This is a genomic window from Synergistales bacterium (assembly GCA_021736445.1).
In the GTDB taxonomy this organism is placed as follows: domain Bacteria; phylum Synergistota; class Synergistia; order Synergistales; family Aminiphilaceae; genus JAIPGA01.
Genome location: JAIPGA010000006.1, coordinates 40139 through 54726, shown reverse-complemented (window position 1 = coordinate 54726; position 14588 = coordinate 40139). Strand labels below are relative to the sequence as shown.

Below are 14588 nucleotides of genomic sequence, written 5' to 3'. Positions count from 1 at the left end.
GGCCGCTCCTCGGCCGTGAGCGAGTGGCGATCGGGTCGGAGGAAACCGCCGGCGGGATGCTGGAGGACCTGGCCCGTAAGGGTGGTAAAATTCTGACGGATGTTTTACAATTATTACAGAATAGCGAGGTCGACGAGCGGCCGCAGGATCACCAAGAGGCCACCTGCGCGCCGAAGATCAGCAAAGACGAGGCCTGTATCCGGTGGGATGCAGGAGGAGATGCCGTTCACAACCTGGTCCGAGCGCTCCATCCTTCCCCTGGGGCGTACGCTCTCCTAGCAGAGAAACGAGTCAAGATATGGAAGACCCAGCCTGTACGGCACGCACTGCCGGCGGGTTCGCTCCAGCCGGATAGCGATGGGTACCCGCTGGTCGGATGCGGCACTGACGCGGTGCGGCTGCTTTCCGTACAGCCCCAGGGAAAGAAGCCGCAGGACGCCCGGGACTGGTTCAACGGACTGCAGGGAAAGAAGGGACTCTGGTTTTCATGCAGCCACAGGAACGACGCACGGCACTGATCGAGAAGCTCCAGACTGGTCCGCAGGCACTGGGCAAGAGCATCGCCCTGATCGGGGCACTCGGCTCGGGCAAGACCGAATGGCTTGTCAATCTCGCTGCGGTGTTTGCCGATCTGGGAGGGCCCTCTTCTCTCGTCGATGCGGACATCATCAACCCCTATTTCAGTCTCCGGAGTATCGAAACGAAGCTGGAGGACAAGGGGCTGGAGGTGATCAGCACCGAGGGGAACGCCCGGTGGTCCGATCTGCCCCTCATCCCGTCGCGGTTGCCTTCGCTGGTGGCGGGCCCCAGACGGGTGTTCCTCGATATCGGCGGTGGTCAGCGGGGGACGCTGGCGCTGACCCAGCTGCGGCCGTACATGGAGGAGGCGGGCTATTCGCTGCTTGTGGTGGTCAATGCGGCCCGGACCGGGACGACCCGGCCGGAGCCGGTGGTGGATTTCGTCCGTTCCGTAGCGGCCCGGACGGGGCTCGAGCCGACGGGACTCATCAGCAATGCCCATATTATGGAGCAGACCGGAACGGATATCATCCGGTCCGGCATAGCAGTGGCAGGGGAAGCGGCGGCTGAGCTGTCGCTTCCCCTTTTGTTTGCGGGAGTCGGCGAAACATGCTGGCCTGCGGTAGAGGAAGAGTTGGGGACGGAAGTGGATGGGGTCCCCCTCTGGCCGCTCGCGCGGTACGTTCTATTGCCATGGGAAAGGGGTGAGTGATTTGCCCAAGGGACACATCAGGGTGAACGAGGAACGGTGCAAAAGCTGCGGACTCTGTGTGGAGGTCTGCCCTTCGGGGGTTCTCCGGATCTCGGAACGGATCAACAGCCGGGGATACAGGCCGGTGGAGCAGTTCAAGGAGGGCTGCATCGCCTGCAGGATGTGTGCGCTTACCTGTCCCGATGTGGCCATCGAGGTCTATCGTGACGACGAGGAGTAGGCAGACTGGATGGGAACGGTGTTCGGGGTGCCCAGGCGCGCCCCGTGGTTTCGGAGGAGGTGTAACCATCGATGAGTGATCGAGTGCTCATGAAAGGGAACGAAGCGCTTGCGGAAGCAGCCGTACAGGCGGGGTGCCGGCATTTCTTCGGGTATCCCATCACCCCGCAGAACGAGCTGCCCGAATACATGTCCCGCCGGTTGCCCGAGGTGGGCGGCGTCTACCTGCAGGCCGAGAGCGAGGTTGCCGCGATCAACATGCTGATGGGTGCCGGGGCGACGGGAGAGCGGATCATGACCTCCTCGTCGAGTCCCGGGATTTCCCTGATGTCCGAAGGAATCAGCTATATCGCCGGTGCCGAGGTGCCCTGCGTGCTGATCAACATGGTGCGCGGCGGACCGGGACTGGGCGGGATCCTCCCCGGGCAGGCCGACTACCTGCAGGCCACCAAGGGCGGGGGGCACGGCGACTACCACCTGCTGGTCCTGGCGCCCAGCACGCTGCAGGAGGGCCTGGATCTCACCATGCTCGCCTTCGATCTCGCCGAGAAGTACCGCAACCCCGTGATGGTCCTGGCCGACGGGTTTATGGGCCAGATGATGGAGGCTGTGGAGTTCCGCAAGCCCGAACCCATGGATCTGCCCGACAAGAGGGAGTGGGCCATCGGCTACATGAAGGAACGGGGCGGGCGTTCCCTGGTGGAGAGTGTCCACCTCGATCCCGACGAGCTGGACGAGCACAACGAGAAGCTGCAGGCGAAATACCGGCGGATGCGCGATGAGGAGATCCGCGTGGAGACCTATCGCCTCGACGATGCCGAGCTTGTCGTCGCCGCCTTCGGCACCACGGCCCGGATCGCCCGCTCCAGTGTGGACACCCTGCGCGAACAGGGGGTCAAGGTGGGGCTGGTCAGGCCCATCACGGTCTATCCCTTCCCCTATGAGACCTTCGAGACACTGCCGGAGAGCGTGAAGGCGATCCTGACGGTGGAGATGAACTGCGGCCAGATGATCGAGGATGTGAAGCTCGGCGTGGGACACGACATCCCCGTCTCCTTCTTCGGGCATTCCGGGGGGCACCCGCCGCAGGTGGAGGAGATCACCGAGAAACTGACGGAGCTGGCACGGGAAAGGGGGTGTGCCTGATGGCGGAAACCAGGATCTTCGAACGTCCCAGGGCGCTCTATGACGTGGCGACGCACTACTGCCCGGGCTGCATGCACGGCACGGTGCACCGGATCATCGCCGAGGTGATCGACGAGCTGGGAATCCAGGAACGGACCTTCGGCGTAGCCCCCGTAGGCTGCTCGGTCTTTGTCTACAACTACATCGACACGGACATGTGCGAAGCGGCCCACGGGCGGGCTCCTGCAGTGGCGACGGGCATCAAGCGGGTCCGTCCCGATATGATCGGCTTCACCTACCAGGGCGACGGCGACCTGGCCTCCATAGGAACGGCGGAGATCATCCATGCCGCCAACCGCGGCGAGCGGATCTCCGTGATCTTCATCAACAACGCCATCTACGGGATGACCGGCGGCCAGATGGCCCCGACCACCCTGCTGGACCAGAAGACCACCACCTCGCCCAGGGGCCGGGATCCCAAGGCCCACGGCTATCCTATGCGGATGTGCGAGATGCTGGCGACGCTGGCGGCTCCCGGCTATATCGCCCGGGTGACCGTGGCGGAGCCCAAGTACATCACCAAGGCCAAGCAGGCCATCAAGAAGGCCTTCCAGGTGCAGATCGACGACCGGGGCTTCTCGATGGTGGAGGTGCTCTCCACCTGTCCCACCAACTGGGGCATGCGGCCTGTGGACGCCAAGAAGTGGCTTATTGAGAACATGATTCCCTACTATCCGCTTGGGGAATTCAAGCAGCCTGAGGAGTAAGGGGGGATACGCATGGCAGCCTTTTTCCGTAGTCTTATCGTTGCAGGGTTCGGCGGCCAGGGGGTGTTGACGCTTGGCCAGCTGGTGGCCTACACGGCCATGAACCAACAGCGCCAGGTGACATGGATTCCCTCCTACGGTCCGGAGATGCGCGGGGGAACGGCCAACTGCACCGTTGTGGTCTCCGAGGCGGAGGTGGCCTCGCCGGTGGTGCAGAGCCCCGACGTGCTGGTGATCATGAACAAGCCGTCGCTGGCCAAGTTCGTGGACAGCGTGAAGCCCGGCGGGACGCTTCTGTACAACCAGGATCTGGTGGAGTACGAGAACCCCCGTGATGACATCACCATTGTCCCCGTTAAGGCGAGCTCCATCGCCAACGAGCTCGGCAACAGCAGGGTGGCCAATGTGATCACCCTGGGTGCGCTCGCCGAGGCCACGGATCTTGTGGATCCCGAGATCTGCCTGGAGACCATCAAAGAGAAACTCGGCGCCAAGAAGGCCCATCTGCTGGAGGTCAATGTGGAGGCCTACGCCCGGGGCCGCGAGATCGGCAAACGCCACGTCTCGTGACAAAGGAGAGAGCATGAACGAAGCCTGTCGCTCCAGCGATATGATCTACAGGGGTCGGATCGTCAATCTCCGTGTCGACGAGGTGACGCTGCCCAACGGCAAGACCGCCGAGCGTTCCGTGGTGGAACACGCTCCGGCGGTGGGGGTGCTGGCCGAGACGGAAAGGGGCGACATCTTTCTGGTCCGGCAGTTCCGGTATCCGGTGGGCAAGATGCTGCTGGAGGTCCCCGCAGGCATCGTGGAAGAGGGCGAAGAGCCGCGGGAGACAGCCCACCGGGAACTGCAGGAGGAGATCGGCTTTGCCGCCGACGAACTGGAAGAGGTCGCCCGGTTCTACACCTCGCCGGGGTTCAGCGACGAGCTGCTGATTCTCTACCACGCGCAGGGCCTGACACGCTCCTCACTGGAAGGTGACGACGACGAGTTCATCGACATCGTCAGGGTGTCTTCGGAGGAGATCCCTCAGCTCCTCGCCCGGAATGCGGTGGAGGACGGCAAAACACTGACGGCGCTGTTCTGGCTGCTCTGCAACCGCCGGCGCTGAACCATCTCCGCGATGCCGCGGCAGCTGCATATGCTATCCTGTAGGCGGGCCGTGCGGCCCGCCTACAGACTTGTGCTGAGAGATGGTGACCCCCATGGAGCGCTGTAGTGAGGCCCTGGCGGCCTTTCTCGACTATCTCGCCATGGAGCGCGGCAGCAGCAGGAACACCCTGATGGCCTACGAGAGCGATCTCCGCCGCTGGTGCGCCTTCTGTGCGGACCGTGGGCTCTCTCCCTACGATCTCGGGGAGGCCCAGGTGACCGGCTATGCCCGTTCGCTGGCCGCTGCCAAGTACGGCAAGGCCAGTATCCAGCGGCATCTCGCTGCGCTGCGCTCCTGGGCCCGCTATCTTGCGGAAGAGGGTGCCATCGAGGACGAACCCTTTGCGGCACGCCTCCCCGACCGGGGGAAGACGCTCCCCAGGGTGCTCAGCGAATCCGAGGTGACCACCCTCCTCGATGCGGTGGAAGGCTCGGACCCCCTTTCCCTGAGAGACAGGGCGCTGCTGGAGGTTGCCTACGGTTGCGGCTTGCGGGCCAGTGAGCTTGCGTCGCTGACCATGGCGCGGCTGGACGGGGCGAACGGCACCATCAAGCCCGCCGGCAAGGGGCAGAAGGAGCGGCTGCTGCCCTTTGTCGGCGAGGTACGGCGCCGGACGAAGCGCTACACCGAAGAGGGGAGACCGCGGCTGAACCGCCAGGAACGGAAGGAGCTCTTTCTGTCGCGCCGGGGGAACCCAATGGGGCGCGAGGATATCTGGCTGGTGGTCAAACGACGCGGTCTGGCCGCGGGGCTGCCGGAGCGCAAGCTCTACCCGCATATCCTGCGTCACTCCTTCGCCACCCATCTGCTCCGCCGCGGCATGGATCTCCGTACGCTGCAGGAGATGCTGGGGCATGCCTCCATCGCGACCACGGAGCGGTATACCCATCTCGACGACGAGACCCGCAGGGTCTTTGACGCCTGTCATCCCAGGGCGTAGGAACTGCTGCTGGAACGATAACCAAAAAAGGTGGTGCATGCTTCATGGAGAGCAAAACAAGGGTAGACAAGGCCTGTTCGCTCCTGCAAGAACGGATTGGGGCCCGACCGAGGGTGGGCCTGGTTCTGGGCTCCGGCCTGGGCGGACTGGCTGATTTCATCACCGGGGCGACGGTGGTGCCCTACGAGGAGATCCCGGCCTGGCCGCACAGCACGGCTCCGGGCCACGAGGGCCGGCTGATCGCGGGAGAACTGGGGGGCGTGTCTGTGCTCGCCATGCAGGGGAGGGCCCACGCCTACGAGGGGTACAGCCTGGAGGAGGTTGTCTTTCCCGTACGTGTCATGGGGCAGCTGGGGATCTCCGTCTATATCGCCACCAACGCCTCCGGCGGTATCCACAGCGGACTGAACCCCGGGGACCTGATGCTCATAAAGGATCATATCAACCTCATGGGGGCGAACCCGCTGGTGGGGCCCAATGAGGCGTCCTGGGGGGACCGCTTCCCCGACATGTCTACAGCCTACGATCCCGGACTGCAGGCTGTGGCGGAGGAGACCGCCGCAGAACAGGGGATCCAGCTGAAAAAGGGGGTCTATGTGGCCTTTGGCGGCCCCTCCTTTGAGACCCCTGCGGAGATCCGCATGGCCGGCATGCTCGGCGCCGATGCGGTGGGGATGTCCACCGTTCCGGAGGTGATCGCGGCCAACCATATGGGCATGAAGGTCTGCGCCATCTCCTGTGTGGCCAACTACGCCGCCGGGATCTCCCGGACCCCCCTGAGCCACGAAGAGGTGCTCCGCGAGGTGGGCAGATCGGCGAACCGGCTCCAGCGGCTTGTCTCGTCGATGCTCGGAAAGCTCGGTGAAGACGGTGCGTGACCCGCTGGCCTTCGTCGAGGCGAAACGGGACGGCAGGGCCCACGGCACAGCGGAACTGCAGGACTTCGTCCGTGCCTGCGGGGCGCAGGAGATCCCCGACTATCAGATCGCGGCCTGGTTGATGGCGGTATATTTCCGGGGCATGGAACCGGAGGAGCTGGTGGCCTTCACCGACGCGCTGGCCCGGTCGGGCAGCATGGTGGCCTTTCCCGGCGGGCAGCGCTGTATGGACAAGCACAGCACCGGCGGCGTGGGGGACAAAACCACGCTGATTGTCGCGCCGCTGGCCGCCGCCTGTGGGGTTCCCGTGGCCAAACTCAGCGGCCGGGGGCTTGGCTTTACCGGCGGGACGGTGGACAAGCTGGAGTCGATCCCGGGTTTCGACGCCCATCTCTCCATGAAGACCTTTGTCGCCCAGGTGGAGAGGCTGGGATGTGCCGTCTCGGGCCATTCCGGCGAGCTGGCCCCGGCGGAGGGGATCTTCTACGCTCTCCGGGATGTCACGGGAACGGTGCCCTCGCTCCCGCTGATCTGCAGCAGCATCCTCGGCAAGAAGATGGCCGGCGGTTCGGCGGGCTTCGTCTTCGATGTCAAGTGCGGCAGCGGCGCCTTCATGGAGACCCCGGAGGAGGCCCGAACACTGGCCGAACAGCTGGTGGGTCTTGCCCGGCGGCTGGACAGGAGGGCCGTCGCCCTCATTACGGGGATGGAACAGCCCCTTGGCGAGTGGGTGGGCAACGCCTGCGAGGTCCGTGAGGCCTGTGCGGTGCTGCGGGGTGGAGGGCCCGCCGACACGAGGGAGCTCTGCCTGGAGCTCGCCGCGGAGATGATCCTTCTCCACGGCGACGCCGCGTCCCCGGAGACCGCCAGGGAGCGCTGCCGCAGGGTGCTCGATTCGGGGGAGGCCTACCGCCGTTTCCTCGCCATGCTGGAGGCCCAGGGTGTGGAACGACGCGTGCTGGACAGTCCGGAGGAGCATATGGAGCTTGCCGCTTCGTACTACGATATCAGGTCGGACCGGGAGGGAACGCTCCTGCGGCTGGACGGACGACGGATCGGCGGTGCGGTGCGCGATCTCGGCGGCGGTCGGAAGCGTACCGACGATCCCATCGACCACGCCGTGGGGATACGCATGCTGCGCAAGGTGGGCGATCCGGTGTCGAGGGATGATGCCCTGCTGCGGCTCTACTACAACGACGGAAGTCGGCTGAACGATGCCCTGGCCATGCTTGAAGATGCATGGACCGTCGGCGACGGGGCCGCTGCCCCGTCTCTGATGCTCGGTCGTGTGGGATCATGAGTGTCGAGGAACACCAGGGGGAGGGGGGCGCTCCCGTTGATGCCCGGGAGGCCCTCATCGCCTTCCTCCCCTATGCCCGCAAGAAGGCCGGCGACCTTGCCGGAGGGGACGCCCATCTCAAGGACGATCTGATCCAGGAGGGGATGATCGGTCTCTACAACGGGATCGGGCGGTTCCGCCCCGAGCGGGGTTCCTTCGCCGGCTTTGCCTGCAGCTGCATTCGGAACCGGATGATCTCCTACCTCCGGCGGATCCGGCGCTATCGGGAGCAGCCGGAGACCATGCCCGAGCACGATCGCCCTATCTGGGACGTGGTGGAACGGAACGATCTCTTCGAGCGGTTGCTCGAAAGGCTGACCCCGCTGGAGACGGCGGCGCTGGATGCCTTCTGTGTCGCCGGGGGATGTGCGCAGGCGGCGCGCCTGCTGGGGTGGCCCTACAAGCGTATGGAAAACGCCCTCTCCCGTATCCGCACCAAGGCCTGGGCGCTCTGGAGGGAATCCTGACCGCCTCCTGTCCCGCAATGCCCCCTCCTGCCTTTCCATTCGGTACGAACGCAGGACGGAGACGTTTCGCCGAAAGCCTTCGAGGAGTACACGGGACGAGAGGAAAAGCCTCTCTCGGAGCGCTGTGACCGCCTCCCGGCGACCGGTGCGCGAACCCGCTTGACGACTGCCTCTGTGCGCTTATAATGAGGTTATCCCAAGCCGGGCTGGCGGAAGTGGTAGACGCACGGGACTTAAAATCCCGGGGGCAGGTGCCCGTGGGGGTTCAAGTCCCCCGCCCGGCACCAGAACTGATGTTTCCCGTAGAGCAGGGAGGTTTGCCCCTTGGTTCTGCGGGCTTTTCTTTGTCTGGCCATCCTTCCTCCTCGACGATGATATACTGCCTTACAGGGCGTACCACATCCCGGCATGCCGGTGCGGTGTTCCCGAGGGGAGCGCGGCACCGGAAGGAGCAGGCTGTGGAAGGGCCGGATAGGAGGCATCATGGGAGAGCTGCGGATCGGGACCTGCTCCTGGGCGGAATCGAGTCTGATCGATTCGGGGTTCTATCCCGGGAGCGAAAACAGACCCGCCAAACGGCTGCGCTACTACGCGAGGTTCTTCGATACCGTCGAGGTAGACAGCACTTTCTATGCCATGCCGGCCCAGGAGACGGTCTACCGCTGGGCCGCCCGGACGCCGCCGCGTTTTCTGTTTAACGTAAAGGCCTTCGGGCTTTTCACCTTCCATCCCGTGGTGGTGACGCGATTGCCCCCCTGGGCACGGGGGGCCGCGCCGCAGAAAAAGGAGCGGGTCACCCTCTGGGATCTGCCGCTGGGTGTTCGGCGGCAGCTCTGGGCCTATTTCAAGCGGTCCGTCGGCCACCTCGCGGGGATGGGGAGGATGGGATACCTGCTCTTCCAGCTGCCGCCGTGGTTCAAGTTCTCCCGGAAGAACCTCGAGTACTTCACCCGGATCAGCGAGGTGGCCGCCCCCATGAAGGTGGCTGTGGAGGTGCGCCACCGTTCCTGGTTTGACGAGGAGAACCGACAGCCCTTTCTGAAGACCCTGGAGCGGGAGAACATCGCCTACGTCGGCGTCGACGAGCCGGAGCTCGCCTGGACGGTGCCGCCGGAATGGCCCAGGACGGCAAGCTGGGGGAGCGTCCTCCGTTTCCACGGCCGCAACAGGCGGGCCTGGAGGAAGAAGGGCGCTACCGTACAGGAGCGGTTTGCCTACCGCTATGACTCGGCCGAGCTGGAAGGGTGGAAGGATCGGATCGCCGGACAGGTCTGGAAGGAAGGACGGGTCTTTGTGATGTTCAACAACTGCTACCGGGACTGGGCTGTGGAGAGTGCGCGGAAGATGCAGGCTCTGTTCGGCTTCGCCCCGGAGCGGGGGCCGCGGCAGATGACCCTTACCGAAGGAATCGGATTGAACGATGGAGGCATTCCCTGAGATGAAGACGGTACTCTTTGATTTCGACATGACCCTGGTGGACAGCGCGCCGGCGATCACCTACTGCATGAACCGGCTCGCCGAGGAGGCGGGTCTGCGCCGTTGCTCGGAAGAAGAGGTCCGGGCCACTATCGGCCTGCCCTTCCGCGAAGCATTGATCGAACTCTGGGGCGACTACGATCCCGAGTGGCCGGAGATCTACCGCTCCCGACTCAGGGGGGAGGAGCATCCCCGGCTGAGCCTGATGGAGGGGGCCCGGCAGCTGCTGGCGTACTGCCGTGACGAGGGGATCGCCACGGCGATTGTCACCAACCGGCACCATGCCGGGAAGGCAGCCGGCGCCATCGGGCTGAACGACGCCGTGGATCTGGTGATCGGTCTGGAAGAGGGGGTTGCGGCAAAGCCCTCGCCGGCGATGCTCGAGCTGGCCCTCCACAGGCTGGGCGGGGAGAAGGAGAGCGCCTGCTATGTGGGCGACACCGCCATCGATATGCGAACGGCTGTAGCGGGTGGTGTCCCCGGGATCGGGGTCGCGACCGGGGCCACGGGACGCGATGACCTTGCCGAAGCCGGCGCGGCCGTTGTGGTGGATTCCCTGCTCGAACTGGTCCCGTTTCCCGAGCCGGCACCGCAGACCGGATAGCCGCGGCCCCAGTTCGACGGATTTGAAACTTTTTTGCGAAAACCCCTTGCCAGGGACGGCGAGGTTTGGTATCATTCCTCTTGTCGCAAAAAACAGGGATCGCGGGGTGGAGCAGTCCGGTAGCTCGTCGGGCTCATAACCCGAAGGTCGCAGGTTCGAATCCTGCCCCCGCAACCAATTCGGCGGTGTAGCTCAGCTGGCAAGAGCATGCGGTTCATACCCGTAGGGTCGGTGGTTCGAGCCCACTCACCGCCACCAGGCAAGGAAGCTCAAAGCAGTTTTATAGAGGGCGGGAGCGCTGCTCCCGCCTGATTTGTGCGTGGTGAGCGATGGAACGGTACGAGTGTGGCCGCGTGATCCTTCCCGCGGCAATCCGCGAATCTGTGGTCAGACATGGAGAGAAAGAGGAATGGCTCTACGGATCGGGAACGATCCTGGTCGCCGTCTCCGGAGGATGCGATTCCGTCGCCCTTCTGGTGATCCTTGCGGCGCTCGTGGAGCGCAGACGGCTTGTGGTCGCACATCTCGAACACGGCATGCGCGGTCAGGAATCCCTTGAGGACGCGGCCTTTGTCCGCAGGCTTGCCACCTCCCTCCACCTTCCCTTTTCATCCCGGCAAACGAACATCACCAGGCGCAAAGAGCGCCACGAAAGCGGAGAGCAGTGCGGGAGAAGACTCCGGTACGCCTTCCTGGAACAGGCCGGAACGGCCCATGGCGCCTCGTGGATCGCGACGGCCCACATCGAGGATGACCAGGTGGAGAGCATCCTGTTCAATATCGCCCGGGGGAGCGGCCTCGACGGTCTGCAGGGGATCGCCCGGAAGCGGGGGCGGATCATCCGTCCCCTCCTGGATATCGACAAGGAAACCCTCAGGGCCTTTCTGCTGGAGAATGGCTATACGTGGAAGGAAGACCACACCAACCGGGATATCCGGTACAGCAGGAACTACATCCGCGCCGTGCTCATCCCGGGCTTCGACAGTGTGAACAGTGGGGCCCGAAAGCATATCCTCTCGCTGGGGAAGGAAGCGGAGGAGCGGGTGCTGTGGGACCGCCGGTGGGCGGAGGCACGTATCTCCGCCATCCGGCACACGCTTCCCTTCGGTCTGGACTGCTGGAGGCAGGAAGCGCTGCGGCGCCGGGAGGATCCGGCGCTGCAGATCCTCTTCCGCGTCGGGGCGGAGCGGCTTGGTCTGCCCACGCTGGAACGGAAACGGCTGGAGGAGCTGATCGCTCTCCTCCGCAGGAGCGCCTCCTGGCGGTTCCAGTGGAAAGAGGATTTTGAGCTCTTCTGCGGCAAGGGTATGATTGTATGGGGGAAACGGTGTATGCTTGATCTGTTGCCTTCATGCCCCCTCCGGTCCGGCGTCAACGGCCGGTTCCGCTGGGGCCCCTGGGAGATCCGCCTCGATGTGGGGTGTGCCGGAGCAACCTCTGGTGAGGTGCAGAGCGGCTGGACGACCTGCTTTGCGGTGGAACCCGACGAAGAGGTCCTTCTTCGGCCGGTGTCCGGGGGCCTTCCCAAAAAGAAGAGAAGGGCTGTCCCCTGGTGGGCCAGAGCGCAGTGGCCTGTGGTTCTCTGTGGCGACGGCCGGTGGTGGGTGCCCTATTGGGGCGGAAGAAACGGAAAATCCGACGGCAATCCATCGGCACAAAAATCAAATCATGTTAGAATGATTCGGCTGAATATGAGCCTTGGTCCGGATTCGGCACATGCGGCCTGCGGCCAGGCCCCCGAAAAGGGCTGACCGATGGCGGCAGGCAGGGACGGACCGAGGTAGACAGGGAGGGTGTTGGATCTCCGATGGCGTTGACGTTGGCAGAGAATCTGCTTTCCAGGGACCAGATCGCCGCACGGGTGCAGGAATTGGGAACGCAGATTTCAGATGAATACGCAGGAAGCGAACTGGTATGTGTGGGTATCCTCAAAGGTGCCTTTGTCTTTCTATCCGATTTGATCCGTCATATCGACGAACGCGTGGATACGCGGATTGACTTCATGGCTGTCTCATCCTACGGTGACGCAACGAAATCCGCGGGAATCGTCAAGATCGTCAAGGATCTCGATGCCGATATCAGAAGCAAGCATATCCTCATCGTCGAGGATATTGTCGATACCGGCCTCACCCTCTCCTATCTCTCCTCGATCATTCGAGAGCGACTTGCGGCGTCCACGAGGATCTGTGCGCTGCTTGACAAGCCCGAACGGCGAGAGGTGGATGTCGCGGTGGATTACGCGGGATTCCGTATCCCCGACAAATTTGTTGTCGGATACGGCCTTGACGCTGGAGAACGGTGGCGTAATCTGCCGGATATAGCAACAATCGAAGAAAATTAGGGAGCGGCGCACGCGAAAGGGTGGTTAGAGTTTGAAGAGGCTTGCAAAGAACCTGGGGCTTTACCTGGTGCTGATCGTCCTTGTCGTCAGTATCGTCAATGTTTTTCTGACACCGACGACAGGTCCGCAGCAAGCCCGGGAGATTTCCTACAGTTCCTTTCTCAAAGCGGTGGATGCCGACCGCGTCCAGAGTGTGACGATAAAGGAAAACAGCGTGGAAGGGGTCTTCAAAGACGGGAACGCCTTTGTGACCCATGTGGTGGGGGTCGGCGATATGGCCCCGAAGCTTGCCGAAAAGAATATCGAGGTGAAGGTGAACCCGCCCCAGCAGACCCCCTGGTGGGCCAGCATCATGTCCACGCTCTTCCCGACGATGCTTCTGATCGGGGCGTGGATCTTCATCATCTACCACATGCAGGGCGGCGGCAACAAGGTGATGAACTTCGCCAAGAACAAGTCGAAGGTCTTTATCGACAACCGCCCCAAGGTGACCTTCGCGGATGTGGCCGGCTGTGACGAATCCAAGGAGGAGCTCCAGGAGGTCATCGAATACCTGAAGGACCCGGATCGCTTTACCAGCTTCGGGGCCCAGGTGCCGCGGGGCGTGCTCCTTCTGGGGTCGCCTGGAACGGGCAAAACGCTGCTCTCGCGGGCAGCCGCCGGCGAGGCGGATGTGCCCTTCTTCAGCATCAGCGGTTCCGACTTCGTGGAGATGTTCGTCGGCGTCGGCGCCGCCCGGGTGCGGGATCTCTTTGAGCAGGCCCGCAAGTCCCAGCCCTGCATCATCTTCATCGACGAGATCGATGCCGTGGGACGCCAGCGGGGCGCCGGCCTCGGCGGAGGGCACGACGAGCGGGAGCAGACCCTCAATCAGCTGCTGGTGGAGATGGACGGTTTCGAGGCCACCACCGGGATTATCCTGATCGCCGCCACCAACCGGCCCGACATCCTTGACCCGGCGCTGCTGCGCCCCGGCCGTTTCGACCGGCAGATCATGGTGGATCGTCCGGATGTGAAGGGGCGCAAGGAGATCCTTGAGGTCCATTCCAAGGAGAAAAAGCTCGACGACGAGGTGGATCTCGACGTGATCGCCCGCCGGACGCCGGGCTTCGTCGGCGCCGATCTGGCCAACCTGATCAACGAGGCCTCGCTGCTGGCGGCGCGGCGCAAAAAGAAGAAGGTCCAGATGGACGAACTCGAGGAGGCCATCGACCGTGTGCTGGCCGGTCCGGAGCGCCGGAGCCGGATCATCAGCGACAAGGAGAAGGACATCATCGCCTACCACGAGTCGGGCCACGCCATCTGCGCCAAGCTCCTGCCGGGGACCGACCCGGTCCACAAGATCTCCATCATCCCCAGGGGAAGCCAGGCGCTGGGCTACACGCTGCAGCTGCCCGAAGAGGACCGGTTCCTGATCTCCAAGAGCGAGATGCTCGACAGGATCAAGGTGCTCCTCGGCGGCCGGGTGGCGGAGCATATGCACACCGGCGACGTGACCAGCGGTGCCCAGAACGACCTGGAGCGGGCCACGGATATCGCCAGGGAGATGGTGACCCGCTACGGCATGAGCGACCGTCTGGGACCGATCACCCTGGGCCGGAAGAAACACGAGGTCTTCCTCGGCCGGGATCTCGGCGAGGATCGCAACTACAGCGACGAGGTGGCCTACGCCATCGACCAGGAGATCCGGAGTATCATGGACGATTGCTACGACGAGGTGACCCGGATCCTCGGCGAGAACGAGGAGATCCTCGAACGCCTCGCCAGGTCGCTGCTCCAGCGTGAGGTCATCGAGGCCGACGATCTCGAACAGCTGATGGTGGGAGAGCTGCCGCCCCTGGAGGAGAAAAAGGAAGAGGAGGAACCCGCCCCTTCTGAAGAGAACGATGAGGACCGGACCGCCGACGAGGATGCCTCCTCAGAAGCAGAAGCAGAAGCAGAAGAAGCGGCCCAGGCGGCCGAAGAGGAATCGGGCGCAGACGAGGCCGATTCCGGGGAGAAGCAGCACGAATCCGACGAGAACGTCAGGCAAGCCTAGACCGCCG

At 63.8% G+C, this 14588-nt stretch carries 16 protein-coding genes and 3 tRNA genes; all 19 read left to right on the top strand.

What is annotated here, in order from left to right:
* A partial coding sequence (locus K9L28_02265) for a hypothetical protein (GenBank protein MCF7935155.1) occupies positions 1–518 on the top strand: 518 nt, incomplete at its 5' end.
* Positions 488–1231: a hypothetical protein gene (locus tag K9L28_02260; GenBank protein ID MCF7935154.1), complete on the top strand. Its 744-nt coding sequence runs from the start codon at positions 488–490 to the stop codon at positions 1229–1231. The genes K9L28_02265 and K9L28_02260, both read left to right, overlap by 31 nt.
* Before the next feature lies 1 nt (position 1232).
* A complete protein-coding gene (locus K9L28_02255) occupies positions 1233–1451 on the top strand; it encodes a 4Fe-4S binding protein (protein ID MCF7935153.1) in 219 nt (72 codons plus the stop codon).
* 71 nt (positions 1452–1522) lie between these two features.
* Positions 1523–2596: a 3-methyl-2-oxobutanoate dehydrogenase subunit VorB gene (gene vorB / locus K9L28_02250; GenBank protein MCF7935152.1), complete on the top strand. Its 1074-nt coding sequence runs from the start codon at positions 1523–1525 to the stop codon at positions 2594–2596.
* Complete coding sequence (locus tag K9L28_02245; GenBank protein ID MCF7935151.1) at positions 2596–3342, top strand: 2-oxoglutarate oxidoreductase; 747 nt, start codon at positions 2596–2598, stop codon at positions 3340–3342. The genes vorB and K9L28_02245 overlap by 1 nt, the downstream gene beginning before the upstream one ends.
* Before the next feature lie 12 nt (positions 3343–3354).
* Entirely contained in the window at positions 3355–3912 is a 558-nt protein-coding gene (locus K9L28_02240; GenBank protein MCF7935150.1) for a 2-oxoacid:acceptor oxidoreductase family protein, read from the top strand.
* A 13-nt stretch (positions 3913–3925) separates the two neighbouring features.
* Positions 3926–4456: an NUDIX hydrolase gene (locus tag K9L28_02235; protein MCF7935149.1), complete on the top strand. Its 531-nt coding sequence runs from the start codon at positions 3926–3928 to the stop codon at positions 4454–4456.
* Positions 4457–4550: 94 nt separating this feature from the next.
* Positions 4551–5438 (top strand): tyrosine-type recombinase/integrase, encoded by an 888-nt coding sequence (locus tag K9L28_02230; GenBank protein MCF7935148.1) that lies wholly within the window; start codon positions 4551–4553, stop codon positions 5436–5438.
* A gap of 44 nt (positions 5439–5482) precedes the next feature.
* On the top strand, positions 5483–6316 hold the full coding sequence (locus tag K9L28_02225) for a purine-nucleoside phosphorylase (protein ID MCF7935147.1): 834 nt from the start codon (positions 5483–5485) through the stop codon (positions 6314–6316).
* The gene (locus tag K9L28_02220) at positions 6309–7616 is read left to right on the top strand and encodes a thymidine phosphorylase (protein ID MCF7935146.1); all 1308 of its coding nucleotides are present in this window, start codon (positions 6309–6311) and stop codon (positions 7614–7616) included. Before K9L28_02225 ends, K9L28_02220 begins: the two co-directional genes overlap by 8 nt.
* Positions 7613–8122: a sigma-70 family RNA polymerase sigma factor gene (locus K9L28_02215; GenBank protein ID MCF7935145.1), complete on the top strand. Its 510-nt coding sequence runs from the start codon at positions 7613–7615 to the stop codon at positions 8120–8122. Before K9L28_02220 ends, K9L28_02215 begins: the two co-directional genes overlap by 4 nt.
* A 200-nt stretch (positions 8123–8322) precedes the next feature.
* A tRNA-Leu gene (locus K9L28_02210) sits at positions 8323–8409 on the top strand.
* Positions 8410–8605: 196 nt separating this feature from the next.
* Positions 8606–9559: a DUF72 domain-containing protein gene (locus K9L28_02205; GenBank protein ID MCF7935144.1), complete on the top strand. Its 954-nt coding sequence runs from the start codon at positions 8606–8608 to the stop codon at positions 9557–9559.
* Position 9560: 1 nt separating this feature from the next.
* Positions 9561–10202, top strand: a complete 642-nt coding sequence (locus K9L28_02200; GenBank protein ID MCF7935143.1) for an HAD family hydrolase — start codon at positions 9561–9563, stop codon at positions 10200–10202.
* A gap of 100 nt (positions 10203–10302) precedes the next feature.
* Positions 10303–10379, top strand: a tRNA-Met gene (locus K9L28_02195).
* A 4-nt stretch (positions 10380–10383) separates the two neighbouring features.
* Positions 10384–10460 (top strand) — tRNA-Met (locus K9L28_02190).
* 71 nt (positions 10461–10531) lie between these two features.
* On the top strand, positions 10532–11953 hold the full coding sequence (gene tilS, locus K9L28_02185) for a tRNA lysidine(34) synthetase TilS (protein ID MCF7935142.1): 1422 nt from the start codon (positions 10532–10534) through the stop codon (positions 11951–11953).
* A gap of 56 nt (positions 11954–12009) precedes the next feature.
* Positions 12010–12543 carry a hypoxanthine phosphoribosyltransferase gene (gene hpt / locus K9L28_02180; protein MCF7935141.1) on the top strand — a complete coding sequence of 178 codons (534 nt, stop codon included), beginning with the start codon at positions 12010–12012 and terminating at the stop codon, positions 12541–12543.
* Between the two features lie 31 nt (positions 12544–12574).
* A complete protein-coding gene (gene ftsH / locus K9L28_02175) occupies positions 12575–14581 on the top strand; it encodes an ATP-dependent zinc metalloprotease FtsH (GenBank protein ID MCF7935140.1) in 2007 nt (668 codons plus the stop codon).
* Positions 14582–14588: the final 7 nt, after the last annotated feature.

What these genes read in the sequence shown, in the direction of transcription:
- K9L28_02230 (MCF7935148.1), top strand. Translation starts at nt 4,551, where the DNA reads ATGGAGCGCTGTAGTGAGGCCCTGGCGGCCTTTCTCGACTATCTCGCC.
- tilS (MCF7935142.1), top strand. Translation starts at nt 10,532, where the DNA reads ATGGAACGGTACGAGTGTGGCCGCGTGATCCTTCCCGCGGCAATCCGC.
- K9L28_02260 (MCF7935154.1), top strand. Translation starts at nt 488, where the DNA reads ATGCAGCCACAGGAACGACGCACGGCACTGATCGAGAAGCTCCAGACT.
- K9L28_02240 (MCF7935150.1), top strand. Translation starts at nt 3,355, where the DNA reads ATGGCAGCCTTTTTCCGTAGTCTTATCGTTGCAGGGTTCGGCGGCCAG.
- K9L28_02215 (MCF7935145.1), top strand. Translation starts at nt 7,613, where the DNA reads ATGAGTGTCGAGGAACACCAGGGGGAGGGGGGCGCTCCCGTTGATGCC.
- K9L28_02225 (MCF7935147.1), top strand. Translation starts at nt 5,483, where the DNA reads ATGGAGAGCAAAACAAGGGTAGACAAGGCCTGTTCGCTCCTGCAAGAA.
- K9L28_02200 (MCF7935143.1), top strand. Translation starts at nt 9,561, where the DNA reads ATGAAGACGGTACTCTTTGATTTCGACATGACCCTGGTGGACAGCGCG.
- K9L28_02235 (MCF7935149.1), top strand. Translation starts at nt 3,926, where the DNA reads ATGAACGAAGCCTGTCGCTCCAGCGATATGATCTACAGGGGTCGGATC.
- K9L28_02245 (MCF7935151.1), top strand. Translation starts at nt 2,596, where the DNA reads ATGGCGGAAACCAGGATCTTCGAACGTCCCAGGGCGCTCTATGACGTG.
- hpt (MCF7935141.1), top strand. Translation starts at nt 12,010, where the DNA reads ATGGCGTTGACGTTGGCAGAGAATCTGCTTTCCAGGGACCAGATCGCC.
- vorB (MCF7935152.1), top strand. Translation starts at nt 1,523, where the DNA reads ATGAGTGATCGAGTGCTCATGAAAGGGAACGAAGCGCTTGCGGAAGCA.
- K9L28_02205 (MCF7935144.1), top strand. Translation starts at nt 8,606, where the DNA reads ATGGGAGAGCTGCGGATCGGGACCTGCTCCTGGGCGGAATCGAGTCTG.